This is a genomic window from Ruegeria sp. YTSA226 (assembly GCF_059609905.1).
This window is the reverse complement of record NZ_JBXWMQ010000002.1, coordinates 96,487-122,214: the sequence shown is the minus strand read 5'-3', so window position 1 is coordinate 122,214 and position 25,728 is coordinate 96,487. Positions and strand designations below refer to the sequence as shown.

Genomic DNA, 25,728 nt, shown 5'->3' with positions numbered 1-25,728 from the left:
AACATACAAACTGAGGCCGACCATGAGTTTCCTGTCTGCGACACTGTCACGCGTAAAACCATCTCCAACAATCGCGATGACAGCCAAGGCGGCCGAATTAAAGGCAGCCGGACGAGACGTAATCGGCCTAAGCGCCGGGGAGCCAGATTTCGACACGCCCCAAAACATCAAGGATGCTGCGGTGGCGGCCATCGCTGCTGGAAAGACCAAATACACCGCGCCCGATGGCATACCAGAGCTGAAGCAGGCGGTTTGCGCCAAGATGAAACGTGATCATGGACTGGACTATTCGCCTGCTCAGATCTCGGTCGGAACCGGTGGCAAGCAGACGCTGTATAACGCGCTGATGGCCACCATGAACGCGGGCGATGAGGTGGTCATACCTGCACCTTATTGGGTCAGCTATCCCGATATGGTTCTTCTGGCCGGGGGAACGCCTGTGACAGTTGAAACGACCCTGGAGAATAGTTTCAAACTAACCGCTGAACAGCTTGAGGCAGCAATTACACCAAGGACCAAATGGTTCATCTTCAACTCTCCGTCCAACCCAACCGGTGCAGGGTATAGCCGGGCGGAATTGAGAGCTTTGACCGATGTCCTGATCAGGCACCCGCATGTTTGGGTAATGACCGATGATATGTACGAGCATCTGGCCTATGACGGGTTTGAATTCTGCACACCGGCCGAAGTCGAGCCTAGGCTTTATGACCGCACCCTGACCTGCAATGGTGTATCCAAAGCCTATGCGATGACTGGCTGGCGGATTGGCTATGCAGCAGGACCTGCCGAATTGATTGCGGCAATGCGCAAGGTTCAGTCTCAATCGACCTCGAATCCCTGCTCGATCAGCCAATGGGCGGCGGTAGAGGCGCTGAACGGTACACAGTCCTTTCTGGCCCCGAACAATGAAACGTTCAAACGCCGCCGTGATCTGGTCATCAGCATGCTGAATCAGATCGAAGGAGTGACCTGCCCAACTCCGGAAGGTGCGTTTTATGTCTACCCTTCCATTTCCGGGTTAATCGGAAAGACCACGCCTGCAGGCACTTTGATCGACACAGACGAAGCCTTCGCAACCGAGCTTTTGGAAGAGGCTGACGTTGCAGTCGTCTTCGGCGCTGCGTTTGGGTTGTCCCCCAACTTCCGCGTCAGCTATGCTACGTCAGATGAAGCGCTGACCGAAGCCTGCACGCGCATTCAGAGGTTTTGTGCTTCGCTGACCTGATCGGAGACTTTATGACTGCCGAATTGCCTGAGTACTATTTCCGCATACGCGAAAACGGTGCCGCGGTTTTCCGGATCGACACGGAAAACCGCCAACGTCGGATTGAAATGAACCAGATCGCGGTCATCAACATCCGCAACGGAGAGGTGAAGCCGCAGGGTCAGCGCGCTCTGACTGAGGCGGATCAGGCCGAAATCGAGCGCTGGATGGCAGAACGTAAAGATCTTCTGGCGCAGCGCGATATCGACGATATTCACCGCGCGGTGGACTATCTGAACCTAACCACACAGTGGGCCCAGTCCAAAGCGACTGACCAACAGCTCGAGGACGTTACGGACCGGCTACTACTGGCGATGCATGATCTGCGCAGCGTATTGGTTCGGAAGAAAGCCGACCGGCTGAACAATGGCTAATTTGCCTTCACGCTGCCGGTTCAGCGATTATACGCACTGATCGCAACCAGAAGCGCGCCATCAACAGTACGGCGGCACAGGCAAGACCCAGCACAAGGCCCAACCAGACACCGACGCCCTCCATGCCGCGGATGAACCCAAAATAGTAGGACGCCGGAATTCCGACGACCCAATAGCTTAGCCCCGCCATGACCATTGGCACCTTGGCATCCTGCAATCCGCGCAATAGGCCCAGCGCGATCACCTGTGCACCGTCCACCAGCTGGAACAACGCAGCCATGGCCAGCAACCCGGTACCTATGGCCAGAATCTCGGGGCGTTTCGGATCCTGCGGTTCCACAAATACGGAAATCAGAGGCTCGGCGCAGGTCAGGAACAGGATGATTGTCAGGATAGACACCACAAGGGACATCCCTGTCACGGCGACGGCACCTTTTTCCAGATGCGCGCGGTCCTTGCGGCCAAGCGCATTGCCCGCCCGGATCGTGGCAGCGTTGGACAGGCCCAGATGCACCATGAATGTCGCCGAGGCGAGGTTCAGAGCGATCCCATGCGCCGCCAGCGGCACCTGACCGATCCAGCCCATCATAAAGGCCGACATCGCGAACAGAGACACTTCGGCCAGCAGGGTCAGCCCGATGGGTATGCCTAGCTTCAGAACGCTCAGCAGCATCTCCCAGTCGGGCCGCCAAAACCTTTGGAACAGGCTATGCTCGGGCAGAACTTTTACAGCATAGATGATAACCGCAATTAACGACACGGTCTGCGTCACGACCGAAGCGATAGCGGCGCCCATCACGCCCAGTTCAGGCGCACCCCAGTTGCCAAAGATCAAAGCATAGTTGGTCAGACCGTTCACCACCGCAGCAGCAACAGTGATCCACAAAACAACCTGGGTTCGCTCCAACGCCGCAAGGTAGGACTTCAAGACCATTACCACCAGAGCGGGGAACAGACCCCAGCCTGCAACCCGCAGGTATTCCGATGCAGTTTCCGCCACCTGTGGATCCTGATCTGTGGCGATCAAGATCGGGTATGACCACCACAGCAATGGCATTACCACTGCTGCATATAGCAACGACAACCAGAGCCCCATGCGGGTCGAACGGCGAATGCTGGTTTCATCGTCTTCGGCAGCGGCTGTTGCCACCATTGGCATAACGGCCAGACCGAACCCGCCCCCGAACAGGAACAGGACAAAGTAAAAGCTGCTGGCCAACGTGACCGCCGCCAAAGCTTCGACCCCGTACCAGCCAAGCATGATCGTGTCCGTCAGACCGATTGCGAACTGCGCCAGATGCCCGCCAACCAATGGCAGGCCCAGGACGGCAATGGCACGGAAATGGCCTTGATATGTCATCACCTTATTCATTCCACCAGCCATAGGCCCGGCGAAAGGCCGGGACAAGACCGGAACAGAGAAATTTCAGAGTGAGACATGGATCCGGGACAGGTGCCCTGCCCCGAACCTTAGGCCTAGCAGCGGGCGTCAGGATGCAGCGCGTTGCCCAGAATATGCTCGGATCGGTGGATCACATGATGCGCCTGACCCACGATCAAAGGATCGGGCTCGCCAACAATGCCGTGATCCTTGTCCGGGTAATCAAGTGTCGACAGAAAGTGGCGCATACAGTTCAGACGAGCGCGTTTTTTGTCATTCGATTTCACGATGGTCCAGGGCGCATCAGCGGTGTCTGTATAAAAGAACATCGCCTCTTTCGCCTCGGTATAGTCATCCCATTTGCCAAGGCTTGCCTTGTCGATCGGAGATAGTTTCCATTGCTTCAACGGATCGGTCTCACGGCTTTGAAACCGCCGCTGTTGTTCGGGTTGCGTGACCGAAAACCAGTATTTGTAAAGCTGAATTCCCGACCTCACCAACATCCGTTCAAGCTCTGGCGTCTGGCGCATAAACTCTAGGTACTCGTTCGGAGAACAGAACCCCATCACCCTCTCGACCCCAGCGCGGTTGTACCAAGAGCGGTCGTAGAACACCATTTCACCAACGGTGGGAAGCTCGTGCACATAGCGCTGATAGTACCATTGGCCCTTTTCTTCCCAGGTGGGTTTGTTAAGGGCGACCACGCGCGCCTGACGGGGGTTTAGGTGTTCCATAAACCGTTTGATTGTACCGCCCTTACCAGCCGCATCGCGCCCTTCGAACAGCAATACGAACCGTTGACCGGTTTCCTGCGCCCACAGCTGAACCTTAAGCAACTCAGCCTGCAGTTTGGCCTTCTCGGCCTCATAGACCCGCCGGGGCATCTTGCGATGATAGGGATATCTTCCGCTTTCGAATGCCTTGCGGATCTTTTCCGGGCTTGGCTCGGAAACAGCACCTGCAACAGATGTTTCGTCATTCACGCGTGGTAGATTTTGCTCGGGTTGCGCAGCTGCATCCATTCATATTCTCCTTTTTTCACTGTTCGAAAAAAACGGCTAGCAGAACCGAAGCTTTCGCGCTTTGATTGGGGTCAAACCAAATTCACTTATACGGCGAAAAGGCCAAGAAACATGGAAACCCGATTTCAGATCCTGAATGGCCAGAGGTTTCATATTCGCCGTTGGGGGTCATCCGACCTGCCACCCTTGCTGATGCTGCACGGCTTTCCGGAATATGGTGGGGCATGGGCCGATCTGGCGCCACATCTGGCATCTCATTTCTATTGCATTGCCCCTGATCAACGCGGTTACGGCCAAAGCTGGGCACCAGAAGGTGTCGGCCAATATGCCACGTCCGAGCTGGTCTCGGATATGATCGCACTTGCCGAAGGTCTGGATACGCCAATCAGTGTTCTGGGCCATGACTGGGGCGCCGCGGTCGCCTATGGCCTGGCCATGTTCCGCCCAGATCTCGTCGGTCGCCTGATCATCGCAAACGGCGTTCACCCGGCGCCCTTCCAACGGGCTATGGCATCGGGCGGCGCACAATCCGCGGCCTCTCAATATATTAACGCGCTACGGGCCCCTGATGCCGCAACACACTTTGCCGCGAACAATTTTACCCGCTTGGAAAGTTTCTTTCGCCACGGGATGGGCTTGGACTGGCTGTCCGACGACCGGATGGAGGACTATCGCACTGAATGGGCCCGTCCCGGTCGCCTGAATGCCATGCTGAACTGGTATCGGGCCTCTCCGCTGGTTGTGGCGAAACCGGGCGAGCCCTGCACAGACCTGCCCCGGCTTCCGGTCCAGCGGCTGATGGTTCATTGCCCACATCTTTTGCTATGGGGCTCCGATGACAAAGCGCTGCTGCCCGAGGCGACAGACGGTCTGGAAGATTTCGCGCCCGACCTCACACGAGTCGATATTCCGGGCACGGATCACTGGTTACACCACCAGAAGCCCGAAGCAATGGCACAGGCAATCATTGAGTGGACAGACGGCTGAGGCCTATTTATGCCCCCAATCAGCAGGATCAGCCGAGTTATTGGGGGACAGCCCCAGAATATCACCCTCGGTGGAACATCCCAGCCCCAGAACGGTGCGGTTGGCATAGGCAAAATAGGCGCAGACCTGATTGATCTCGAGGATTTCACCATCGTCCCACCCTGTGTTGCGCAGGACGGCTATGTCGTATTCCACCAGATCCGCCGGGGCCTGCGTCAGCTTGCGCGCATACAACATGGCCGCAACCTGAGCAGCCTCCAATGGAGCGCTTTCGGGTGTCCCAGCTTCGATCGCGGCACGGATTGCATTACCGCGCACTTCGTCGCCTAACAGCCTTTGCAACCCGTTGAAATGATGCTCGACACAGTACCCGCAGTGGTTCAGAGAACTGACCCAGACACCCAGAGTTTCGAGAAACCACTTGGGAATCTGATTGGCCGAATGGTGCAGCACATTCTTGTACAACGCCATATGTCCTTCCATCGAATGCGGCCGCAAGGAATGCGCCATCATGATGTTGTCGACATTGTTGTCGGGGCCGGTCACCCGCTCATACAGCTTGCGCAGCTTGCCCGTAGCTTGTTCGAAAGGAATGGTTTTGATCCAGCTCATTTAGCATGCCTTGTTACTGTTGTTCAGCTTCGCGAAAAGACTAGAAGCGAAAACTGAGCGTTGCGAGGTAAAAAGCAGAGCTTTTAGTACCTCGGGGCATCGAACCAGATAGATACACAAGGTTCGGGATTATTATACAACGTTTTGGGGTGCACATAGCGCCAAACCCAACACCACGTCGCCCCGGGCCCCGCTATATTACAATTTTCATTTCGGTGTTTTATTCGCTTCAGTCACATAGACTATCAATTTTGCGAAAGAGATTTTGGAATTGCGCATACTCTGTACTGTCTTCGTGCTCTCCGGGATAGGCACCGTCGTCGCATTGACGCAACCCGGGCTCACCGATTGGGTATTGCTGGCTGGGCCCTGCTCATTGGCAAGTGTGGTATTGCTACTCAAAAACTGGCTGAAGCGCTTTCAAAAAGCAAGAAAGTGGGCAGTCGTTGACGGATCAAACGTCATGCACTGGAAGGACGATGTTCCAAGTATCGAGACCGTTCGCGAGGTCACGATCGCACTGACCAAAGCAGGGCTAACGCCCGGAGTGGTCTTTGATGCGAATGTGGGATACAAAATTTCTGATCGATACATGAGTGACAAATATCTGGCCTCCAAGCTTAGGCTACCGAGAGATCGCGTTATGGTCGCTCCAAAAGGAACACCAGCAGACCCATTAGTCTTGCAAGCCGCCAGGGATTATCAAGCCAGCATCGTTACGAATGACCGATTCCGCGATTGGGCTGATGACTACCAAGATGTTCTAAACGACAGAAAACCAATACGCGGCGGTTACAAGGACGGAATGCTTTGGTTGTCCCTTTGATACCTCACCAATTTGCGGGTAGCTTTGCCTGACGTATTCGCTTGTATGTCTGTACTTAGCTAAAGACAGACACCACAGAACGTCCAATTCCAAAGCATCGCTCCTACTCCTCGCGCTTCCAAGACCCAAACCATCTACAACACCTCGCGTCCCTCTTCCCCCGGACCACATCACCTGCCATAATGGGGAAACTCAAAAACAAGAGCAGCCCATATGCCCGACGATCTGTTGACGCCCGAAGCGACCAATACCTATGACGCCTCATCCATTGAGGTGCTCGAAGGTCTTGAACCTGTTCGCAAACGCCCCGGCATGTATATCGGCGGCACGGATGAGCGTGCGCTGCACCATATGGTCGCTGAAATCCTCGACAACTCGATGGACGAAGCGGTGGCAGGCTATGCCAACCGGATCGAGGTCGAACTGCACGCAGATTTCGCCCTGACCGTGCGCGACAATGGGCGCGGCATTCCGATCGATCCGCACCCGAAATTCCCCGACAAATCCGCGCTTGAGGTCATCCTGTGCACATTGCACGCGGGCGGCAAGTTCTCGGGTAAGGCGTATCAGACCTCGGGCGGTCTGCATGGGGTTGGCGCGTCTGTGGTCAATGCTTTGTCGGACTCGATGGTTGTTCAGGTGGCCCGCGACAAACAGCTGTTCGAACAACGCTTCTCGCGTGGAGTACCTCAGGGCCCCGTCGAAAAGGTCGGCGCTGCCCCCAACCGGCGCGGTACAACAGTAACTTTCCATGCCGACCCCGACATCTTTGGCCACCACAAATTCAAACCCGCGCGGCTGTTCAAATCCATCCGCTCCAAGGCCTATCTGTTCTCGGGCGTCGAAATCCGCTGGAAAACCGCCATCGACGACGGCGAAACCCCCACCGAGGCGACGTTCCACTTTCCCGGCGGGTTGTCGGATTACCTGAAGGAAACGATGAACGGCTCGTCCACCTATGCCGATCAGCCCTTTGCCGGCACCGTGGACTTTCGGGAAAAATTCAATGCCGCTGGTAAGGTCGAATGGGCGATCAACTGGACCCCCTCACGCGATGGGTTCATCCAATCCTACTGTAACACCGTCCCCACCCCCGAAGGCGGCACGCATGTGGCGGGCTTCTGGGCGGCGGTCCTCAAGGGCATCAAAGCTTACGGCGAGCTGATCAACAACAAAAAGGCCGCGCAGATCACCCGCGACGACCTGGTCACCGGCGGCTGCGCCCTGGTGTCCTGCTTTATCAGCGAGCCTGAATTCGTTGGCCAAACCAAAGACCGCCTCGCCACGGTCGAAGCTCAAAGGCTGGTCGAAAACTCGGTCCGTGACCATTTCGACAACTGGCTGGCCGCGGATAACAAATCCGCCGGAGCGATCCTCGACTTCCTCATTCTAAGGTCCGAGGAACGTCTACGCCGACGGGCCGAGAAGGAAACACAGCGCAAGTCCGCCACTAAGAAACTTCGTCTCCCCGGCAAGCTGGTGGACTGTTCCAGTTCAACCCGCGACGGCACCGAATTATTCATCGTCGAGGGCGACTCGGCGGGCGGCTCGGCCAAGATGGGCCGTAACCGCAAAACACAGGCGCTACTGCCCCTGCGCGGTAAAATCCTGAACGTGTTGGGCGCGGCCAGTTCCAAGCTGGGCACCAATGCCGAGATCAACGATCTGACCCAGGCGCTGGGTGTGGGCCTCGGCACCCGTTTCAACGTCGATGACCTGCGTTATGACAAGATCATCATCATGACCGACGCGGATGTCGACGGCGCGCATATCGCGGCGCTGCTAATGACGTTCTTCTTTACCCAGATGCGGCCCATGATCGACGCGGGCCACCTCTACCTCGCCTGCCCGCCGCTGTATCGCCTGACGCAAGGCGCCAAACGCGTCTATTGTCTGGACGAGGCCGAGCGCGACGCATGGATGGAAAAAGGTCTGGGCGGCAAAGGCAAGATCGACGTGTCCCGCTTTAAGGGTCTGGGTGAGATGGACGCCAAGGACCTGAAAGAAACCACGATGGACCCCGCGTCCCGGAAATTGATCCGGGTCACCATCGACGAGGACGAACCCGGCGAGACCGGCGACCTAGTCGAGCGTCTGATGGGCAAAAAACCCGAACTGCGGTTCCAATACATTCAGGAGAACGCGCGATTTGTGGAGGAGTTGGATGTTTGAAACGAGCTTCAGCCGATAATAGATTTCCCCCACAAAAAAAGATGAACGCCAAGGAAGAAATCCGAGCAATCAATCGCACGATAGCAGTTTTTAGTACGTGTTGGGCATTGACTGTAATCTGGGTCTTGTTCTTTCCTCACCTATTTCCAACTACCGGCATCTCGCTATCCAAAGCGTACATCTTTATCTTTGCTTGGTGGCCAGCGGCGTTGTTGCTGTATCTAATAAAAAAGAGTGTGTACAAACGCCAATGAGGCAAACGCTTTCGCACATCAGAAAGGACTAACGTGGCGAAACCTGCGACCTTGCTGAGCGCCTGATGGGCAAAAAAACCGAACTGCGGTTCCAATACATTCAAGAGAACGCGCGGTTTGTGGAGGAGTTGGATGTTTGAGGAAGAAATCTAGTTCTTTCTCAATGGGTGCTGGGTAACTCTGAGTTCTGAATTTGCTCGCCTATCCAGTCGGGTATACCTGACTAGGTCGTGTTGACAAAAGGGCCAAACAGATCATTTTCTGAAAGCTACAAACCACGATATGAAACTCAATCGGTGCAAGGCCTTTCCGCCAAATGGAGCGGTGCAGAGTTCAAATCCCAATACATGGCGCGCAAAAGCTTACTGTTTCATATTTTTGCAAACACTTACGGAATCGGCGGGTACGCCTTCAATGTCGGTTTGGCAGAAGACGATCGTATCGTGGCCATTGAGGCGAGTTGGACTGGAAATCACTGAAGTAGCTGTATGTTCTCAGCGCTGCCCAAAACGCTTCGCGCCCGCCTTAAGGGGCGGGTCGAGCGCGTGCTTGATGCTTTGCATCAAGCATTGTGTGAATAGTTTAGTACGTCTCCACTATCCGTAGGCCGGGCTTCAGCCCGGCATCACCGACACCCCGTCCAACCACTCCGCAATCTGCCCGACTGGCCCCTCCCACCCGGGCTCCATGAACAGAAAATGCGCGTGGTTCTCGACCGGCAGAAACGTCGCGCGGTCTCCGTAGAGCTTCGCCAACGCGCGGCAGGTGTTGGGGTTCACGGCCCGATCCTCGGTGCCCGAGACGATCAGAACCGGGCAGTCGACCTTGTCGATATCGACCTTCATCGCATGCTGATCGTCGAACATCCAAAAGAACATCTCGAACATCACCCGGCCGCTTTCCGGGCCAAGCTGGTCGAACACCTCATGCCGCTGCGCCTCGGGCATTTTGTTGAGTGCAAAGGGCGCCATCAGATCGAAATCGACCCGCATGGGCTGTTTCCAGAACGCCCCGCCCTCCATCAACGCGCGCGGCACAGCGCGTTCGTCGTCGGTTTCGGGCAGCGTGCCCCATGGCGCGTTCGGATTGATCAGAACGATGGCGCTGGCCAAGCCGCGCGCTGCCAATTGCTGCGCCACTACGCCTGCGATGGCGTGACCCAGCAACACCGGTTTGCTGTCCAGCCCCTGCACGAACTCTGCAATGTCGTTGGCATAATCGGTGACGCTGACGTCGGTCAGACCCGGATCGGGTTCGGCCTTGGGGTCGCCGCCATGGTACCGCAGAGCAGGCGTGTGCACGGTCCAGCCCCGGTCGCGGAAGAACCCCGCATAATCGGCCATACACCACGGTCCGGCAAAGGCTCCGTGGATCAGAACAATCTCTTTGGTCATGGAAACGCCCCCTCACCTGCCTTCACTATGAGAGATGAGGGAGCGGATCGGCAAGAGGCTTACAGCGCCGCTTTGAACAGCGCTGTCAGGTTGTCCTCGGTCAGTTCAATCGGATTGCCGCCGCAAGAGGGGTCGATGATCGCCCCCTTGACCAGTTCGGGGATTGCCGCATCGGTCACTTTCATATCCGAGAGTTTGCGGGGGATACCCAGCGAGTCATTAAACTCCTGCACAAAGGCGCGGAACCCGTCAAAGCCTCCATCGATGCCCAGATAGGCCGCGGCCTGCTGGAACCGGTCGGCGATGGCGGGGGCGTTGAACTCTAGCACCGCGGGCATACAGACCGCGTTGGTCGTCCCGTGATGGGTGTTGAACACCGCGCCAATCGGGTGGCTCATCGCGTGGATCGCGCCGAGGCCTTTCTGAAACGCCGTAGCACCCATCGCTGCCGCGCTCATCATTTGCGCCCGCGCTTCGATATCGGTGCCATCGGTATAGGCGCGCGGCAGGTAGTCCTTGACCAGCCGCATCCCCTCGAGCGCGATGCCGTGTGACATCGGGTGGTAATGCGGGCTGGAGAACGCCTCGACACAATGCGCAAATGCGTCCAGACCAGTGCCAGCGGTGATGAATTTCGGCATTCCCACGGTCAGTTCCGGGTCACAGATCACCACGGTTGGCAGTACCTTAGGGTGAAAGATAATCTTTTTCGCGTGGGTTTCCGAATTGGTGATGACGCTGGCGCGCCCCACCTCTGACCCGGTGCCAGCGGTGGTCGGAACCGCAATGATCGGAGCAATGACATCGGCATCGGCGCGGGTCCACCAGTCGCCAATATCTTCGAAATCCCAGACCGGGCGCGTCTGACCGGCCATGAAGGCCACCATCTTACCCAGATCCAGCCCCGAGCCACCGCCAAATGCGATCACCCCGTCATGATCGCCTGCCCGATACGCCGCAACGCCAGCCTCAAGGTTCTTCTCATTAGGGTTCGGGTCCACTTCGCTAAACAGGCCACGCCCCAGACCCGCAGCCTCAAGAATATCCAGCGTCGCCGAGGTGATCGGCAGATCAGCCAGCCCCTTGTCCGTGACCAGAAGAGGGCGTTTCATTCCGGCCGCAGCGCAGGCTTCGGGCAGTTCCTTGATGCGGCCAGCGCCGAATTTGATCGCGGTCGGATAGGACCAGTTTCCAGACAGGCTCATGATGTCACCTTCTTCAGATGGTAGGATTTGGGGCGGGTAAGGTTATGATAGCCGATGACAGAAAGACCACCGCCACGCCCGGTATTCTTGCAACCGGTCCAGCACAGGCCCGGATCCAGATAATCGGCGCGGTTCATGAAGACGGTGCCAGTTTCAATCTGGTCACCGACCCGCGCGGCCCGGTCCACGTCGCGGGTCCAGAGGCTGGCGGTCAGGCCAAACTCGCTGTCATTCATCAGCGCGATGGCTTCGTCATCCGACGACACTTTCATGATACCAACTACGGGGCCGAAACTCTCATCCCGCATCACCCGCATGTCGTGTGTGACATTGGTCAGGATTTGCGGGGTCAGATATGCCCCCCCATCATCCTCGGGGAAAGTGTCGATATGGGTAACTGCGCCATCCGCGACTGCCTCGGCAATCTGCGCGCGGACCTCATCGGCAAAGCGTATATTGGCCATCGGTCCAATCGTCGTCTCTGCATCCAGCGGATTGCCCAGCTTATAGCCCTGAACAATCTCAACCGCTTTGGCAACGAACGCATCATACAGGCTTTCGTGCACATAAATCCGCTCAATCCCGCAGCAGCACTGGCCCGCGTTGAACATCGCACCGTCGATCAGCGTATCAACAGCTGCGTCCAGATCGGCGTCGTCCATGACATAGCCTGGATCCTTGCCGCCCAACTCGGTACCGACCCCGGTGAATGTGCCCGCCGCCGCACGTTCCATCGCCTGACCACCACCGACCGAGCCAGTGAAGTTCACGAAATCAAACGCATTTCCAGCGATCAAATCGTTAGTCACATCATGACTCAGGAACACATTCTGGAACACATCCTCAGGAACACCTGCCGAATGGAAAGCCTGCGTCATCCGCTCACCCACCAACAAGGTCTGGGTCGCGTGTTTCAGCACCACGGTATTGCCCGCAATCAACGCCGGGGCCACCGTATTGATCGCAGTCATGTACGGGTAGTTCCAGGGCGCCACGACAAAGACAACCCCATGCGGAATGCGTTTGATATAGCGCCTGAAGATCTCATCCTCGCCCACCGCAATATCGGCCAGTGCACCCTGCGCGATCTCGGCCATATGGCAGGCGCGCTCGTTGAACCCGCCGAACTCTCCGCCGTAGCGCACTGGGCGCCCCATCATATGGGCCAATTCGAGCACGATTTCGTCATTCATCGCACCAACAGCGGCGACACCCGCCATCACAAGATCAATTCGCTCTTGTAATGGGCGTGCTGCCCAGGCTGTTTGCGCTTCCCTGGCCCGCGCAGCCACCTCAAACGCTGCTTCGCGCGATAAGGTTTCGCGCTCAGCATAAACCGATCCATCGATCGGCGAGATGCATTTCAACATCTGCCCCATCTCCATTCCATCCTCTAAAAAGCAGAATCTCCTGCTTTATCTGGCCAACACAAACCTCGGGGGCCGTCATTGATGCGCCATTGGTTCAAGCACCAATAGCGGCAGGCAAGGCCCCCAACTTCGTCCACCCTCAGGCCCTTTCGAACCCGCGGGCAATTTCCCAATCAGTAACCACGCTTTCGAATTCCTCGATTTCCACCTCGGCGGCGCGCGCATAGTGATCAACAACTTCGTCCCCCATAGCGGCCCGCAACATGGTTGAGCCAAGCAGGGCATCCCGCGCAGCGGGCAGGTTCCCGGGGATCATGCCGGACTCGCTCTGATACGCATCGCCTTTGGTTGGTGGCTCAAGCTCCAACCCTTCCTTGATGCCCGCGATACCCGCCGCCAACATACCAGCAATCGCCAGATACGGGTTCATATCCGAGCCCGGAATACGGCATTCCACGCGAACCGATTTGGTTCCATCACCACACAGTCGGAAACCGGCGGTGCGGTTGTCGACCGACCAGATGATCCGCGTCGGCGCAAAACTTCCTTTTTGGAAACGCTTGTAGCTGTTGATGTAGGGGGCCATGAAACACGTATAATCGGCAGCGTATTTCAACAACCCGGCCATATAGCTTTTCATTACTGCCGACATGCCGAGCGGATCTTTTTCGTCGAAAAAGATTGGCCTTCCCTCAGACCACAGCGACTGATGCACATGGGATGAACTACCAACCTTGTCATGATGCCATTTCGGCAGGAACGTGGCCGCATGCCCGTGCTGCCAGGCGATTTCCTTCACCGCATTCTTGGCGATCGAGTGATACTCGGCCGTTTCCATGGCGGCGGCGTATTTGATGTTCAACTCTTCTTGACCGGTCTCGGCCTCGCCCTTCGTATTCTCGACCGGGATGCCCGCGTTCCACAAATGATTGCGGATGGGACGCATCACATGCTCTTCCTTGGTGGTCTGCAGGATATGATAATCCTCATTATAGCCCGAGATCGGCGCCAGATCGCGAAAGCCTTCCTTGCGGATCTGGTCAAAGCTCTTCTCAAACAAAAAGAACTCCAACTCGGTGGCGCACATCGCGTCGTAACCCATGGCTTTCAGGCATTTGACCTGTTTCTTCAGGATCGACCGGGGCGCGTGCGGGATCTCTTCATGCGTGTGGTGATCCAGAACATCGCACATCACCATCACCGTGCCCTCAAGCCACGGCACCGGGCGCAAAGTGCTGAGATCAGGTTTCATGACGTAATCGCCATAGCCCCGCTCCCAGCTGGTCGAGGCATATCCGTCAGGCGTGCCCATTTCCAGATCTGTCGCCAACAGATAATTGCAGCAATGGGTCTCTTGCCAAGCGCCTGCCACAAAGTGACCGGCATGAAACCGTTTGCCCATCAGCCGCCCCTGCATGTCCACCATGCAAACAAGAACGGTGTCTACTTCACCTGCTTCAACCTTGGTTTTGAGGTCCGCCAACACAACATCATGACCCATCATGTTCATCCTTCATCACAATCGGGCCCACCGCGCCCCTGTTCCCATCGACGGCCGTTAGTCTTCGGCCGCTTCTTTCTCCATTTCCATAACCAGCCGCGTTTCCAGAACCTGTCCGCTTTTGTAGAGGATCGGATAGGCGATGGCCGCAATATGGCCGTGCAGATCGCGCATAGCGCGCAGTGCCTCCAGATGCAGATCGCTGGACTGGAAACTTTCCGTTTGACCACGCTCCAGCCGCTTTAGATGCGCCTTGCGGCTGTCGCGGGACATCCTTTTGATCTCGGCCTTGTCCAGAACAAGACGGCGGGCACAGTCGACGTCATCTACTAACAAAACGTGTCGCGCCAGCGAAAAACTTTCCTGAATGGTGGCGTGTAAATCCTTGAGTTCTTTCCACCCCTGGGCGGAAAACTCGGCCCTTTCCATGTGTTTAATCTTTGCTGAACGCGTCATTCTGTTCGACACGACATCTCCAGCGGCCTCGAGCCGAATAGCGTATTCCACCAGACCACGGGCGGCTTTGATCTGAGACTTGCTCATATTCTGCCGCGGCAACCGCGCGACAAAGCGTCGGATTTCCGTCAACTGGGCGTTTACCATTTCATCCTGCTGCGACAGGGCAGCAATGGTATCAATGTCGTCACGCTCATAGATATCCAGCACCGGGCGGAACATGCGTTCGACCTGAGTGACCATCTGCAACAATTCGTGGCGCACCGAGGACATCGCAACATCAGGGCCTGTGGCACTGGGGTCGCCTAGCGGATTAAGAGCACCCGAGAACTGATCTGCCACACCAGATTCAGGGTCGGTCTCGGGCATGAGCAAAGCCATCGGCGCTTCCATCCGGGTGACGAATCCGGTTGCCAGCAGAAACACCACTAGGTTGAAACCGATATGGGCAAAGATCAACGATTGCCCCGGTCCGCTGATCATCAATGCGGCATGGGTCCCGGTGACGTTGACAGCAAACAGCATCACAAGCGCCGCACTGCCGCGCAGCAACAAGTTGGCTATCGGTATCCGGCGGGCCGAAACGATCTGGTCGCGCGTCAACCAGATCGGAATAAAGGCCGAGCCCAAATTGGCCCCCAATACCAACGACAAACCCGCCGCGAATGGGATTGCCCCGATCTGTACCAGCGTCACGCACATCAGGATTGTCGCAACCGAGCTGTGCATGACAAAGGCAAGCACAGCCCCAACGATGAAGGCACTGAAATAGTCGCTTTCAAGATAGCCCGCGATGGCCGGCAAAAAGGCGCTTTCGCGGATCGGATCGACAGCATCGCGCAAAAATTGCAGTGATACCAAAATGAAGGCCACACCCAGAACAATCCGCCCCATCAGGCGAACATTTGCCCGATCGGATTTGAGGTAGAGCCACCCGCCCAGCGCCAGCAACACCGGCTGCAACCATCCCAAATCATAAGACAGTATCTGAATGACCAGAGCCGATCCCAGATCGGCCCCCAAAACCCCCGCCAGGGCGATGCCAAAACTGACCATTCCGGCCGCCGCAAACCCTGTCAGCAAAACCGCCACGGCGGCTGAACTTTGCAGGATCGTGGCCAGAACCATACCCGCGCCACCGGCGACAAAACTGTTTGAATGTCGGGTCAAAAGCGATTGAAATAGCGCGCCAAATCGCCGCTCAATCCCCGTACGAACCAAGCGAACGGCGAAAAGCAGCAACATGGTTGCGGCAAAAATCTCGATCAGAAAACCAGCGATGGCCATGTGTTCATACCCCGTCCGACCGGTGAGCAGCACTGTGCATCCGGTTTCGCATCTCTGTTATTGGGATTGATATGAACATAAGAGGTGTCGCCAGGTGATGTCCAATCCCGACGCGAGAGGAGTTACCCGCGTCGGGAAGTTGCTTATTATCCGTAACGATAAGGCCGTCCGGCCTTGAGCATGTCGGCGTTGTATTGCTTGAATATCTCAACAACCCTCGCCTTGATCTCAGATTCTGCCGCAATCTCATCCCAGAATGCGATTGCCGCGCCTTCGACCTGTGCCCATTCCTCATCTGGGATCGTGGTCAGCTGCATCTTGTCGCCATTGACCCGCAAGCTGGCCTCGCCGCCCCAGTACCACCACTGGCGGTAGTAATGCGACTGATCACAGCAAACACGGAACAGGGTTTGCAGATCTTCCGGCAACTCGTTCCAGCGATCCATGTTGGCAAAGAAAGACCCGGCCCAGGCGCCTGAGATGTTGTTGGTCAGGAAGTAGTTGGTCACATCCGCCCAGCCGACAGTGTAATCCTCGGTGATGCCCGACCATGCGATGCCGTCCAACTCGCCGGTCTGTACGGCGACCTCGATATCTTCCCATGGCAGTGTAACTGGTACCACACCGAACTGGCTGAGGAAGCGACCCGCTGTAGGGAAGGTGAAGACACGCTTGCCTTGCAGGTCCGCCAGGCTGTTGATTGGATCCTTGGTGGCGAAATGGCACGGGTCCCATGCGCCAGCCGAGATGTGCTTGACCCCGACTTTCGAGTATTCTTCGTCCCAGATTTCGTTCAGACCGTACTGATTGAACAGAACCGGTACATCCAGGGAATAGCGCGAGGCAAACGGGAAATAGCCGCCGAACACTGTGACATCGGTGGGCGACGCCATCGAGTCATCATCGGACTGTACCGCATCAATGGTGCCTTTCTGCATGGCACGGAACAGTTCGCCTGTCGGAACAAGCTGGTCAGCATAGAACAGCTCGATCTGCATCCGGTCACCGGCAATCTTGTTGAACATCTCGATTGCCGGGTCGATCACATGCGCAGCAAGCGCAGGACCGGCATAGGTCTGCATGCGCCACGTGATCGTGCTTTGAGCCAGCGCTGGTGCGGCCAGAGGTGCGGCTGCGACCCCTACCCCGGCGGTTTTCAGAAACTTACGTCTTGTCGTCATGTCAATTTCCTCTCTGTTGAAGTGCTTCGTGCCTCTTCGAAAGGCATTCTTGTTAATTTCCATAGACATAGCCGGGCAGCCAAAGAGCCAGTTCCGGGAAGATCATGATAATCGTAAGCGCCAGAACCATCACGGCGACGAACGGAAAGATCGAACCATAGATATCCCTCAGCGTGATTTCTGGCGGTGCCATCGCGCGCATCAGAAATAGGTTATAGCCGAAAGGCGGTGTCATATAGGCGATCTGTGTGGTGATCGTGTACAGAACCCCGTACCAAATCAAGTCAAAGCCCAGCGCACCAACCAGCGGTACATAAAGCGGTGCCACAATCACCAGCATCGCGGTGTCGTCCAGAAACGTGCCCATGACAATAAAGCTGAGCTGCATCAAGATCAGGATCATCCAGGGTGACAGGCCCAACTGGTCGGTGAACAAGTTGTCGATTGCCTTCACCGCACCAAGCCCGTCGAAAACCGCGCCAAAACCAAGTGCTGCAAGGATGATCCACATGAACATGCACGATATCGCCAGCGTATGCTTGGTACAGGTTTCAAAAATCGCCCAGGTCATTCGACGTTTGGCCACCGAAACCACCAATGCCGCCAGCGCTCCGATGGCCGAACTTTCAACCAGTGACGTCCACCCGTTCACAAAGGGCACCATCATCGCAGCGAAGATAATCAGCGGCAACGCACCCGCGCCCAGCAACCGGATTTTCTCGGCCCGCGGAACCTCGTGCGCGTCTTTCATCGCTGGACCAAGCTCGGGCTGAATGCGACAGCGGATCCATATATAAAGAATGAACATGCCAGCCATCATCAAGCCGGGCACGATCCCCGCCAGCCATAACTGCCCCACAGGTTGACGGGCGATCATCGCATACAGCACCAGAACCACCGAAGGCGGTACAAGGATACCCAAACTGGACCCGGCCTGAATGACACCGGTCACCATGGTTTTGTCGTACCCGCGTCTCAACAGTTCAGGCAAAGCAATCGTGGCTCCAATAGCCATCCCGGCCACGCTGAGGCCATTCATGGCAGAAACCAAGACCATCAAACCAATCGTCCCGATGGCAAGCCCGCCATTCACCGGCCCCATCCAGACATGGAACATGCGATACAGGTCATCCGCCAGCCTGCTTTCGCTGAGCACATAGCCCATGAAAATGAACATTGGCAGGGTCAGCAGCGGATACCACTTCATCAGCTTCATCGCGGCTGAAAATGTGATGTCCTGCCCTCCGGTTCCCCACAATGAAAGCGCCGCGATCGTCGCAACCGCACCGATCGCACCAAAAACGCGCTGACCGGTGAACAGCATCAGCATCATCAACGCGAACATGAAGATGGCGATATATTCCTGGCTCATGCCCGCTGTACCCCGATTTCCTGCCCGTTGATCCGCGCAATGTCTTTGAAAAATTCCGAGACTGCCTGCAGCAACATCAGGAAGAAGCCGAAAACCATGATGGATTTGACCGGCCAGATATACGGTCGCCACGCAGTCGACGAACGTTCAAGCCGACCGATCTCTTCACTGCCGGTCAGCAGTCCGGTGAAGTAGGAAACGGGTTCGTCGCCCCAATAACCAAGGCTATACGCCGTCGATCCCAACCCGCCATAGAAAAGCACACCCAGATAGAGGATCAGCAAAAGCACGGTAAATGCATCGAACCACGCTTTTCGTTGGGGGCTCCAGTTGTGATAAAACAGGTCCATGCGCACATTCGACCCTAGCTGGATCGAATATGGCCCACCCATGATGTAATAGGTCACCATCGCAAACTGTGCCATTTCAAGTGTCCAGAGCGACGGTAGGAAGAAGGTCTTTGATATCGAAGACCACAGCAGGATGCCCATCATGACAAACAGGCCCCACATCATGACCCGCCCGATCCGATAGTTGATCGCATCCACGATACGGACATATGCGCTCATCGCTTTGATCACGCTGACGCCCCTTCCTGAAAACCGGACAGAACACGCGCAATCCAGGGCACCAGGCAATCGGCCATCTCTGCCTGCTGCTTAGGCGTGCGGATCAAGTCATTGCGGATCTCGATCATCACGTTCAGCAAGCGGTGGGGCAGCGCCTGGGTATCCAGTGTATGAGCTACTCCATCCGCCGCAGAATAAGGCTCATTCAGCCTGATGATAAAGGGGCTGCCGATAGCTTCGTCAGCCATCATCGCTGTGGCAAACTGGTTGTCCACACCGTGCAGAATACCCAGTTCGACCTGCCGTTTCTGCCCCAGATAGATCGGTGTGAAACTGTGGATTGTCACCATCAGCCTAAGTGAAGCGCTGTGCTGATCGATCAAATCCGACAGAGCGGCGCAAAACGGCTGATACACGTTTTCGATTCTGGCCACTCGCTGCTCGGGCGACATGTTGATGTTCGTCGGGATTTCGTAATCCTCGCTGCGGATCGGCATTGCACCCGCCGCCTCGGGCGGGCGATTGCAGTCATAGACCAGCCGAGACACCCCGCCATGGACCAAAGGTGCTGACATGCGCTTGGCCATAGCCTGCGCCACGGCCAGTGCGCCTGGATCCCAGGCAATATGACTTTCGCGTGCTTCAGCGCTTAACCCCATATCACCCAGAAAAGCCGGGATACGATTAGACGCATGTTCGCACACCAGCACGACCACAGGCGCATTGCCCGCCAAATCCGTATGAACAACTTTGCCGAAGTCCAATCTACCGTCCTGCGATTCCAAAATGAGACATTGTGGAAAAATTTCCACAGACCGCATCATCCTGTCAATATTTTTTCTGTATAAATTTTTCCAAGCTTGATCTTGCTGAAAAATTATTCACATTATGGTCTGGTCGCATAATAGGAGGACACGCCAGTGCGGGTGACAGACAGGCTTCTGGCCCATCGGGACAAGATGACCCCGTCTGAACGGCAACTGGTCAGCGTTCTGCTGGATGATTACCCGATGGCCGGGCTGGGCAGTATCACCGAATTGGCCAGTACCGCCTCAGTCTCGACCACTACGGTTGCACGGATGCTGCAAAAGACCGGTTTTGACGGATATCCTCAATTTCAGGCCGCGCTGCGTCGTGAGGTCAAAGAAATGATCTCGGGGCCAGTAGCCAAACGTGATGTCTGGCAGAATGACCTGCCCGAAGAACATATCCTCAACCGCTATTCCCAGCGTTCTCTGGCCAACCAGAAGCGCACAATCGACGAGATCGACCCCGACGAATTCGATAGCTTCTGCAGCCTGTTGAGCGATCAGAACCGGCGTATTTTCATCACCGGTGGCCGCATTACCGGAACACTGGCGCAATACCTGTATCTGCACCTGCAAATGATCCGACCGGATGTCCGCCTGTTGCCGGTCGCCGCATCCTGGACCCATGATCTGTTGGACGTGCGTCAAGGGGATGTGCTGATCGCGCTGGATGTCCGGCGCTATGAGAACGCGAGCCTGCTGATTGGTCAGCTCTGCCACGAGCGCGGGGCCGAAATCGTGCTGTTGACCGATCAGTGGCGCTCGCCAATCCACCGGCTGGCCAAACACACATTCGCGGCGCGCATCTCGGTGCCTTCTGCCTGGGATTCGATGGCTGCGATACTGACCCTGATGGAATGCGCCATAGCCGAAGTTCAGGAACGGCTTTGGGATTCGGTCAAAGATCGCACGGTCGAACTGGAACAGGCCTTTGATCGCACCAAGCTGTTTAGGAAATTCGGCCAAAGTTCGGGCTCATAGCTTCGGATTGTTCCAAAACTACAACTGCCCGTGAGGAGTGTTGCCACTTGACCGGCGGTTGGTCACTTTGTTTCCATGACATTTATTACCGAAAACCAGCTGCCGCTGCTGATTCTGTTTTTTCTGATCGGCACAGTTGGCACAGCATTCCTGTTTCGTAAACCAGCCGGGCATCGCGCATGGAAACTGGCTGATCTGGTCTGGGTGGTTCTGGGCGGGGTCGGCGCATTGGTTGCGGTGATGGCCGGGCTTTATACAGCGGACAGTTCCCGTCTGGACCGGCAGATTGACGTTGCCTATGCCGCAACGCTTGCCTTTGACCGCGACGCCGCGCGGTTTCGTTTGCGGTTCTGCGACCCGGCCTATGACAAGGATATCGGAGCGCTGTGCGAAAAAGTTGAGTTCCTTTCAGCCTCAACCGCAAGCAACGCTGACCTGCCGTTGTTTATTGCCGTAACAAACGAAGTCGCCCCTCTGAGGGGGCTACAATTCCTGTTTGGACGGCAGGCCCGGGAAGAGCGCGATGACATGCGCGCGATGACATCGAAGGTGCACTCATTCGACGTCGACCAGTTTCTGGTGTTCACAACGCTGGATGACTCGACACAGGAAGCTATCGACAATCTGCGCAGGAAAGTTCCCGCAATCGCAGGCGACTATTTGATCTTGGCTCAAAGTTACGATGATCTTGTCACTCAGGTTGGCAAGCTTAAGGATGAATGGGAATATTTGCAGGAAAACGGGCATATTCTGGTGCTTCAGATCATTGCGCTGTGCCTTGTCAGTTTCGCCGCCCCGTTCCGGCTGGGCAAATCCATTGTCGAACTCAGAACGACGCTTACTGCCGGTACGCCCGCGCCAACCGCTCGGGATCAGCGCCCAGAAGATAGCGGGTCAGAGTCCACAGATTCCGACCACCTCGACGCAACCACCCCGCCCGTTCATACCGGTCCGCGCTCGTAAAGGCGCGGGCGGACAACAGCGTGATGCGGCGCAACTTTTTGGCAAGCGCCACGTCTTCCATCAAGGGCTGGTCCGGGAAACCGCCTGCATCTTGATATTCAGAACGCCGGACTAGCAAGCCCTGGTCACCATAGGGCAACCCAAAGATCCGGCTACGAAGATTGGCCCATCCGGCAACCCAGGATGGCGCAAAGCCCGCGGCCACAAAGGCCAGTCTGAACGCCGCAGGTCGCCCGGAGGGCAGATGATCCCGCACAACATTGCTCCACCCGTCCTGCAAAACCGTATCCGCATGAAGTACCAACAGCCAATCGGCTTTGGCGGCTGCACAGCCACGGCGCAGCTGCCCCCCGCGCGAGGCTTCTCCGGTCACGATCCTGGCCCCGGCATTCTCGGCGAATTCATGGGTTTTGTCGGTAGAGCCTGCATCCGACACAATCAATTCGTGGATCAACCCTGCGCGCAGCCCCTCCATCAGCGCCCCAAGTGTCGCAGGCAAGGTTTCGGCCGCGTTCAGGGTTGGAATTACAATACTGATCGGTGCCGGCACGTCGGATATCCTCTGGTCTTATGAGCGACTTCTCATATATCACGAGCACCATGGAAAAGACGAGGACTCTGCCATGCCCAATCGCCGCATTCTGCGCCTAACCGGTGCCGACGTTGACAGCTTCTTGCAGGGGCTGGTGACCAATGACATTGCCGGGCTTGATCGGGGTCTGGTCTATACGGCGCTGCTGACCCCACAAGGCAAGTATCTGGCCGATTTCTTTCTGAAACGCGAGGGCGACGATATCTTGCTGGACGTCGCCGAGGTTATTGCCGACGGGTTGATCAAACGTCTGAGCATGTACAAGCTGCGCGCCGACCTGACGATCGAAGCCAGCGGCCTGAATCTGCAACGCGGCACTGGCCTGGCACCCGATGGGGCCCTGCCCGATCCGCGCCATTCAGATATGGGCTGGCGCGCATATACCGAAGATGCCGAAAGCGAGGACGGAACCGATTGGAACGCGATCCGCGTGCTCCATTGCATTCCCGAAACCGGAATCGAACTGACCGAAGACAGTTATATTCTGGAATCAGGGTTCGAGTTGCTGAACGGCGTTGATTTCAAAAAAGGGTGTTATGTCGGTCAGGAAGTGACCGCGCGCATGAAACACAAGACCGAGCTGCGTAAAGGGCTGCGCACGGTACTTGTCGCAGGCACCACGCCTGTCGGAACCGAAATAACTGCTGACGGGAAATCCGTGGGGCGCCTGTTTACCCAAGCGGATGGCCAGGGGATCGCATATCTCAGGCTCGACAGGGCCAAGAGCGATATGCAGGCGGGCGACGCGACCGTGCGCCTGACGGAATGAAATTTCTCGAATACAGCCTGGCCATGGCCCCGCCAGCCCCGGAACCATTTGATCCGCCCAGCACAGGCTGCCAAACTAGGTTTGGTTCAGTGATCCGGGTGAGTTGATGTTTCGTCTGTATAAAGCAATTTGGCGTGCCAGTTCCGCCCGGCAGATCATCCTTATCATCCTGTCTATTGCGGTTGCCGCTCTGGCAGCGGTCCCGCTGGAGTTTCAGCGCGATATCATCAACCACCTGACCTCGGACGATGTATCTGTGGACCGGATGATCCTGCTTGGTGCGGGCATGATGGTGGTTATCTTGCTGAGCCTGGGGCTGAAATGGCTGCTCGGCTATCGGGCGGGAACACTGGGCGAGGATATGATCCGCCTGATCCGGCAAAGGCTGCTGGTCCGGTCCGCCGATCTGGATGAAACCGGCGAGACCATGCGCAAGGGGACCATGACTACCGCCATTTCTGCCGAAGCAGAAGAGCTGGGTAAATTCGCAGGCGGTGCCTTTTCCGACCCCGTGGTCCAAATCGGCACTCTGATCAGCGTGATTGGCTATATCTCGTCTACACAGCCGGGGCTGGGTTTGATCGCTTTTTCAATGGTCGCGCCGCAGATCATCATCGTTCTGGTTTCACAACGCAAAGTAAACGTCTTTGTCGCCGAACGCGTTCGTATCCTGCGCCGTGCCACCGACAGTTTGACAGCAGAAAAGATTGACGCGGCCGCGCACGAGATCGAAGCGGAATTCGACAAAATCTACGAAACTCGCCGAAAGATGTTCATCTGGAAGCTCTCGGCCAAATTCCTTCTAAGCGTGATCAACGGCGCCGGGACAGTTGGCGTTCTGATGCTGGGTGGCTGGCTTGTCCTTCAGGGCAGAACCGATGTCGGCACAGTTGTTGCCGCCACCAGTGGGCTCAGCCGTATTCAAGGCCCCACGGCCTTTCTGATCGCCTATTATCGTCAGGTCAGCGCAAACCGGATCAAATTCGAACTGATGCTCGAACTATTTGGCCCGAACCCAGAAAAATACCGACGCGTCAAAGACTAAAAATAGAAAGAACCGCGCAGCGCGGGCTGTCGCGGTTCTCGGTGTCTTGAAGCAGAAGTGCAGTTACGCGCGTTCCGAATAGTCCATGGTTTCAGTATTCACCACGATCATTTCATCTTGGCCCACAAATGGTGGCACCATGACTTTTACACCATTGTCCAGAACGGCCGGTTTGAACGAGTTCGCAGCGGTCTGACCTTTGACCACAGGCTCGGTCTCGACGATCTTGCACGTCACTTTCTGTGGCAGTTTGGCGTTCAGTGCCTCACTTTCGTAAAATTCTACGACGATAGTCATGCCGTCCTGCAGAAACGGGCGGCGATCACCCAACAGATCAGCGGACAGTTCGATCTGCTCATAGGTCTCGGAATCCATGAACACCAACATGCCGTCGGATTCGTATAGAAACTGCTGGTCTTTCTGTTCCAGGCGAACACGCTCGACCTTGTCAGCTGAGCGGAAACGTTCGTTCAGTTTGGAACCATTGCGCAGATTGCGCAGTTCGACCTGTGCAAAAGCCCCGCCTTTACCGGGCTTTACATGATCAACTTTGACAGCGGCCCATAGCCCATCGTTATGCTCAAGCACATTGCCGGGGCGAATTTCGTTCCCATTTATCTTGGGCATGACTTAAATCCTTCACAAACGGTTGATGCGTCAGTCGCGCACCCTATATCTGGCGTGGCCGCACCTGACAAGACAACGACACCTTGTGCTGCAGCCGCAGCAAGCTATGCGCGTGACGCAACGCAACTATGCACATTAGGTGTATCCGAATCGCACTTAATAGGTCATAAGAACCGTCACGCCGAAAATGCAAGAGCAAGAACAACAAGGAAGACGAGATGAGAGATTTCGTTGACGGCACCGCCTTTAACAATGAGCAAGGCAACCGTGCTCGTAAACTTTTCGCAGCTGTCGTTTTGGCTGCGCTGGATGATGCTATTGCCGACGATAAAAAGTATGGCAATGGCCCAGAACAGATCGCCCGCTGGGCACGCTCGCGCGATGGGCGCGAAGTGCTGTCTTGCGCGGGTATCGACCCAAATGAACGGGTTGTCAGCGGATTGATGGATTTCGTTGGTCGCGGTGTGCGGACTTCGGTCGCTCTTTCGCGCGAAGAAAGCGAGCGCCGCAACGCCGCCCAACAGGCCGAAGCCGCCTGATCACAGGCACGAGTCTGTTTGAAAAAACGCGCCTCCTATTGATGGAGGCGTGTTTTTTTGTTGCATAGACCCCGAATATGAGTTCCGGTGCGAAACTGCTCCCTCACCCGATGACTGAAAAATGATGGCAATGCCGCATCATCCGGGGCTTTCCCTTCACGGTCAAATCAGGTCAT

At 56.3% G+C, this 25,728-nt stretch carries 23 protein-coding genes; 9 read left to right on the top strand and 14 right to left on the bottom strand.

The window, feature by feature from the left end; translation table 11 throughout:
- The first annotated feature begins 22 nt into the window (after nucleotides 1–22).
- Entirely contained in the window at nucleotides 23–1,225 is a 1,203-nt protein-coding gene (locus tag AC2FFF_RS03210; protein ID WP_281971860.1) for a pyridoxal phosphate-dependent aminotransferase, read from the top strand.
- A gap of 11 nt (nucleotides 1,226–1,236) precedes the next feature.
- A complete protein-coding gene (locus AC2FFF_RS03205; protein WP_281971859.1) occupies nucleotides 1,237–1,638 on the top strand; it encodes a hypothetical protein in 402 nt (133 codons plus the stop codon).
- A 7-nt stretch (nucleotides 1,639–1,645) separates the two neighbouring features.
- Here AC2FFF_RS03205 and AC2FFF_RS03200 read toward each other — a convergent pair whose 3' ends face one another.
- Nucleotides 1,646–2,998 (bottom strand): MATE family efflux transporter, encoded by a 1,353-nt coding sequence (locus AC2FFF_RS03200; protein WP_281971858.1) that lies wholly within the window; start codon nucleotides 2,996–2,998, stop codon nucleotides 1,646–1,648.
- A 116-nt stretch (nucleotides 2,999–3,114) separates the two neighbouring features.
- The gene (gene ppk2, locus AC2FFF_RS03195) at nucleotides 3,115–4,041 is read right to left on the bottom strand and encodes a polyphosphate kinase 2 (RefSeq protein ID WP_281971857.1); all 927 of its coding nucleotides are present in this window, start codon (nucleotides 4,039–4,041) and stop codon (nucleotides 3,115–3,117) included.
- Between the two features lie 111 nt (nucleotides 4,042–4,152).
- Between ppk2 and AC2FFF_RS03190 the strand changes: the two genes are divergently transcribed.
- The gene (locus AC2FFF_RS03190; RefSeq protein ID WP_281971856.1) at nucleotides 4,153–5,028 is read left to right on the top strand and encodes an alpha/beta fold hydrolase; all 876 of its coding nucleotides are present in this window, start codon (nucleotides 4,153–4,155) and stop codon (nucleotides 5,026–5,028) included.
- A 3-nt stretch (nucleotides 5,029–5,031) separates the two neighbouring features.
- On the opposite strand, the gene AC2FFF_RS03185 is transcribed toward AC2FFF_RS03190, so the two are convergent.
- The gene (locus AC2FFF_RS03185) at nucleotides 5,032–5,640 is read right to left on the bottom strand and encodes a peroxidase-related enzyme (protein ID WP_496750386.1); all 609 of its coding nucleotides are present in this window, start codon (nucleotides 5,638–5,640) and stop codon (nucleotides 5,032–5,034) included.
- 265 nt (nucleotides 5,641–5,905) lie between these two features.
- Here AC2FFF_RS03185 and AC2FFF_RS03180 point away from each other — a divergent pair, with 265 nt between their 5' ends.
- Entirely contained in the window at nucleotides 5,906–6,466 is a 561-nt protein-coding gene (locus AC2FFF_RS03180) for an NYN domain-containing protein (protein ID WP_246097118.1), read from the top strand.
- Nucleotides 6,467–6,679: 213 nt separating this feature from the next.
- Entirely contained in the window at nucleotides 6,680–8,638 is a 1,959-nt protein-coding gene (gene parE / locus AC2FFF_RS03175; protein WP_281971854.1) for a DNA topoisomerase IV subunit B, read from the top strand.
- A gap of 868 nt (nucleotides 8,639–9,506) precedes the next feature.
- On the opposite strand, the gene AC2FFF_RS03170 is transcribed toward parE, so the two are convergent.
- From AC2FFF_RS03170 to AC2FFF_RS03130, 9 genes are all read right to left on the bottom strand, one after another.
- Nucleotides 9,507–10,286 (bottom strand): alpha/beta hydrolase, encoded by a 780-nt coding sequence (locus AC2FFF_RS03170; protein ID WP_281971853.1) that lies wholly within the window; start codon nucleotides 10,284–10,286, stop codon nucleotides 9,507–9,509.
- Between the two features lie 59 nt (nucleotides 10,287–10,345).
- Nucleotides 10,346–11,491 carry an iron-containing alcohol dehydrogenase gene (locus AC2FFF_RS03165; protein WP_496692403.1) on the bottom strand — a complete coding sequence of 382 codons (1,146 nt, stop codon included), beginning with the start codon at nucleotides 11,489–11,491 and terminating at the stop codon, nucleotides 10,346–10,348.
- A complete protein-coding gene (locus tag AC2FFF_RS03160) occupies nucleotides 11,488–12,870 on the bottom strand; it encodes an aldehyde dehydrogenase family protein (protein WP_496750384.1) in 1,383 nt (460 codons plus the stop codon). Before AC2FFF_RS03160 ends, AC2FFF_RS03165 begins: the two co-directional genes overlap by 4 nt.
- A 130-nt stretch (nucleotides 12,871–13,000) precedes the next feature.
- Complete coding sequence (locus AC2FFF_RS03155) at nucleotides 13,001–14,362, bottom strand: glutamine synthetase family protein (RefSeq protein WP_496750382.1); 1,362 nt, start codon at nucleotides 14,360–14,362, stop codon at nucleotides 13,001–13,003.
- A 57-nt stretch (nucleotides 14,363–14,419) separates the two neighbouring features.
- Nucleotides 14,420–16,105 carry a Na/Pi cotransporter family protein gene (locus tag AC2FFF_RS03150; RefSeq protein ID WP_142632940.1) on the bottom strand — a complete coding sequence of 562 codons (1,686 nt, stop codon included), beginning with the start codon at nucleotides 16,103–16,105 and terminating at the stop codon, nucleotides 14,420–14,422.
- 146 nt (nucleotides 16,106–16,251) lie between these two features.
- Nucleotides 16,252–17,286 (bottom strand): TRAP transporter substrate-binding protein, encoded by a 1,035-nt coding sequence (locus AC2FFF_RS03145; RefSeq protein WP_142632938.1) that lies wholly within the window; start codon nucleotides 17,284–17,286, stop codon nucleotides 16,252–16,254.
- Between the two features lie 52 nt (nucleotides 17,287–17,338).
- Nucleotides 17,339–18,658, bottom strand: a complete 1,320-nt coding sequence (locus tag AC2FFF_RS03140; protein ID WP_281971849.1) for a TRAP transporter large permease — start codon at nucleotides 18,656–18,658, stop codon at nucleotides 17,339–17,341.
- Nucleotides 18,655–19,227: a TRAP transporter small permease subunit gene (locus tag AC2FFF_RS03135; RefSeq protein ID WP_185956598.1), complete on the bottom strand. Its 573-nt coding sequence runs from the start codon at nucleotides 19,225–19,227 to the stop codon at nucleotides 18,655–18,657. Before AC2FFF_RS03135 ends, AC2FFF_RS03140 begins: the two co-directional genes overlap by 4 nt.
- 8 nt (nucleotides 19,228–19,235) lie before the next feature.
- The gene (locus tag AC2FFF_RS03130) at nucleotides 19,236–19,991 is read right to left on the bottom strand and encodes an N-formylglutamate amidohydrolase (protein ID WP_281971848.1); all 756 of its coding nucleotides are present in this window, start codon (nucleotides 19,989–19,991) and stop codon (nucleotides 19,236–19,238) included.
- Between the two features lie 156 nt (nucleotides 19,992–20,147).
- Between AC2FFF_RS03130 and AC2FFF_RS03125 the strand changes: the two genes are divergently transcribed.
- Nucleotides 20,148–21,017 carry a MurR/RpiR family transcriptional regulator gene (locus AC2FFF_RS03125; RefSeq protein WP_281971847.1) on the top strand — a complete coding sequence of 290 codons (870 nt, stop codon included), beginning with the start codon at nucleotides 20,148–20,150 and terminating at the stop codon, nucleotides 21,015–21,017.
- An 838-nt stretch (nucleotides 21,018–21,855) separates the two neighbouring features.
- Here the strand turns inward: AC2FFF_RS03125 and AC2FFF_RS03120 are convergent.
- The gene (locus AC2FFF_RS03120; RefSeq protein ID WP_142632928.1) at nucleotides 21,856–22,530 is read right to left on the bottom strand and encodes a TIGR04283 family arsenosugar biosynthesis glycosyltransferase; all 675 of its coding nucleotides are present in this window, start codon (nucleotides 22,528–22,530) and stop codon (nucleotides 21,856–21,858) included.
- Between the two features lie 73 nt (nucleotides 22,531–22,603).
- Between AC2FFF_RS03120 and ygfZ the strand changes: the two genes are divergently transcribed.
- Complete coding sequence (ygfZ, locus tag AC2FFF_RS03115; protein ID WP_142632926.1) at nucleotides 22,604–23,341, top strand: CAF17-like 4Fe-4S cluster assembly/insertion protein YgfZ; 738 nt, start codon at nucleotides 22,604–22,606, stop codon at nucleotides 23,339–23,341.
- Nucleotides 23,342–23,447: 106 nt separating this feature from the next.
- The gene (locus tag AC2FFF_RS03110; RefSeq protein ID WP_271947939.1) at nucleotides 23,448–24,386 is read left to right on the top strand and encodes an ABC transporter transmembrane domain-containing protein; all 939 of its coding nucleotides are present in this window, start codon (nucleotides 23,448–23,450) and stop codon (nucleotides 24,384–24,386) included.
- Nucleotides 24,387–24,449: 63 nt separating this feature from the next.
- Here AC2FFF_RS03110 and efp read toward each other — a convergent pair whose 3' ends face one another.
- Nucleotides 24,450–25,013, bottom strand: a complete 564-nt coding sequence (gene efp, locus AC2FFF_RS03105) for an elongation factor P (RefSeq protein WP_142632922.1) — start codon at nucleotides 25,011–25,013, stop codon at nucleotides 24,450–24,452.
- Between the two features lie 218 nt (nucleotides 25,014–25,231).
- On the opposite strand from efp, the gene AC2FFF_RS03100 reads away from it, so the two are divergent.
- Nucleotides 25,232–25,552: a DUF6280 family protein gene (locus AC2FFF_RS03100; RefSeq protein ID WP_108785849.1), complete on the top strand. Its 321-nt coding sequence runs from the start codon at nucleotides 25,232–25,234 to the stop codon at nucleotides 25,550–25,552.
- The last annotated feature ends 176 nt before the right edge of the window (nucleotides 25,553–25,728 follow it).

Excerpts from the sequence above, each read along its gene's own strand:
- parE (WP_281971854.1), top strand. The coding sequence starts at position 6,680 with ATGCCCGACGATCTGTTGACGCCCGAAGCGACCAATACCTATGACGCC.
- AC2FFF_RS03205 (WP_281971859.1), top strand. The coding sequence starts at position 1,237 with ATGACTGCCGAATTGCCTGAGTACTATTTCCGCATACGCGAAAACGGT.
- AC2FFF_RS03170 (WP_281971853.1), bottom strand. The coding sequence starts at position 10,286 with ATGACCAAAGAGATTGTTCTGATCCACGGAGCCTTTGCCGGACCGTGG.
- AC2FFF_RS03100 (WP_108785849.1), top strand. The coding sequence starts at position 25,232 with ATGAGAGATTTCGTTGACGGCACCGCCTTTAACAATGAGCAAGGCAAC.
- AC2FFF_RS03200 (WP_281971858.1), bottom strand. The coding sequence starts at position 2,998 with ATGACATATCAAGGCCATTTCCGTGCCATTGCCGTCCTGGGCCTGCCA.
- AC2FFF_RS03185 (WP_496750386.1), bottom strand. The coding sequence starts at position 5,640 with ATGAGCTGGATCAAAACCATTCCTTTCGAACAAGCTACGGGCAAGCTG.
- AC2FFF_RS03150 (WP_142632940.1), bottom strand. The coding sequence starts at position 16,105 with ATGGCCATCGCTGGTTTTCTGATCGAGATTTTTGCCGCAACCATGTTG.
- AC2FFF_RS03155 (WP_496750382.1), bottom strand. The coding sequence starts at position 14,362 with ATGGGTCATGATGTTGTGTTGGCGGACCTCAAAACCAAGGTTGAAGCA.
- AC2FFF_RS03160 (WP_496750384.1), bottom strand. The coding sequence starts at position 12,870 with ATGGGGCAGATGTTGAAATGCATCTCGCCGATCGATGGATCGGTTTAT.
- AC2FFF_RS03110 (WP_271947939.1), top strand. The coding sequence starts at position 23,448 with ATGTTTCGTCTGTATAAAGCAATTTGGCGTGCCAGTTCCGCCCGGCAG.
- AC2FFF_RS03140 (WP_281971849.1), bottom strand. The coding sequence starts at position 18,658 with ATGAGCCAGGAATATATCGCCATCTTCATGTTCGCGTTGATGATGCTG.
- AC2FFF_RS03210 (WP_281971860.1), top strand. The coding sequence starts at position 23 with ATGAGTTTCCTGTCTGCGACACTGTCACGCGTAAAACCATCTCCAACA.
- ygfZ (WP_142632926.1), top strand. The coding sequence starts at position 22,604 with ATGCCCAATCGCCGCATTCTGCGCCTAACCGGTGCCGACGTTGACAGC.
- AC2FFF_RS03190 (WP_281971856.1), top strand. The coding sequence starts at position 4,153 with ATGGAAACCCGATTTCAGATCCTGAATGGCCAGAGGTTTCATATTCGC.
- AC2FFF_RS03135 (WP_185956598.1), bottom strand. The coding sequence starts at position 19,227 with ATGAGCGCATATGTCCGTATCGTGGATGCGATCAACTATCGGATCGGG.
- efp (WP_142632922.1), bottom strand. The coding sequence starts at position 25,013 with ATGCCCAAGATAAATGGGAACGAAATTCGCCCCGGCAATGTGCTTGAG.
- ppk2 (WP_281971857.1), bottom strand. The coding sequence starts at position 4,041 with ATGGATGCAGCTGCGCAACCCGAGCAAAATCTACCACGCGTGAATGAC.
- AC2FFF_RS03145 (WP_142632938.1), bottom strand. The coding sequence starts at position 17,286 with ATGACGACAAGACGTAAGTTTCTGAAAACCGCCGGGGTAGGGGTCGCA.
- AC2FFF_RS03165 (WP_496692403.1), bottom strand. The coding sequence starts at position 11,491 with ATGAGCCTGTCTGGAAACTGGTCCTATCCGACCGCGATCAAATTCGGC.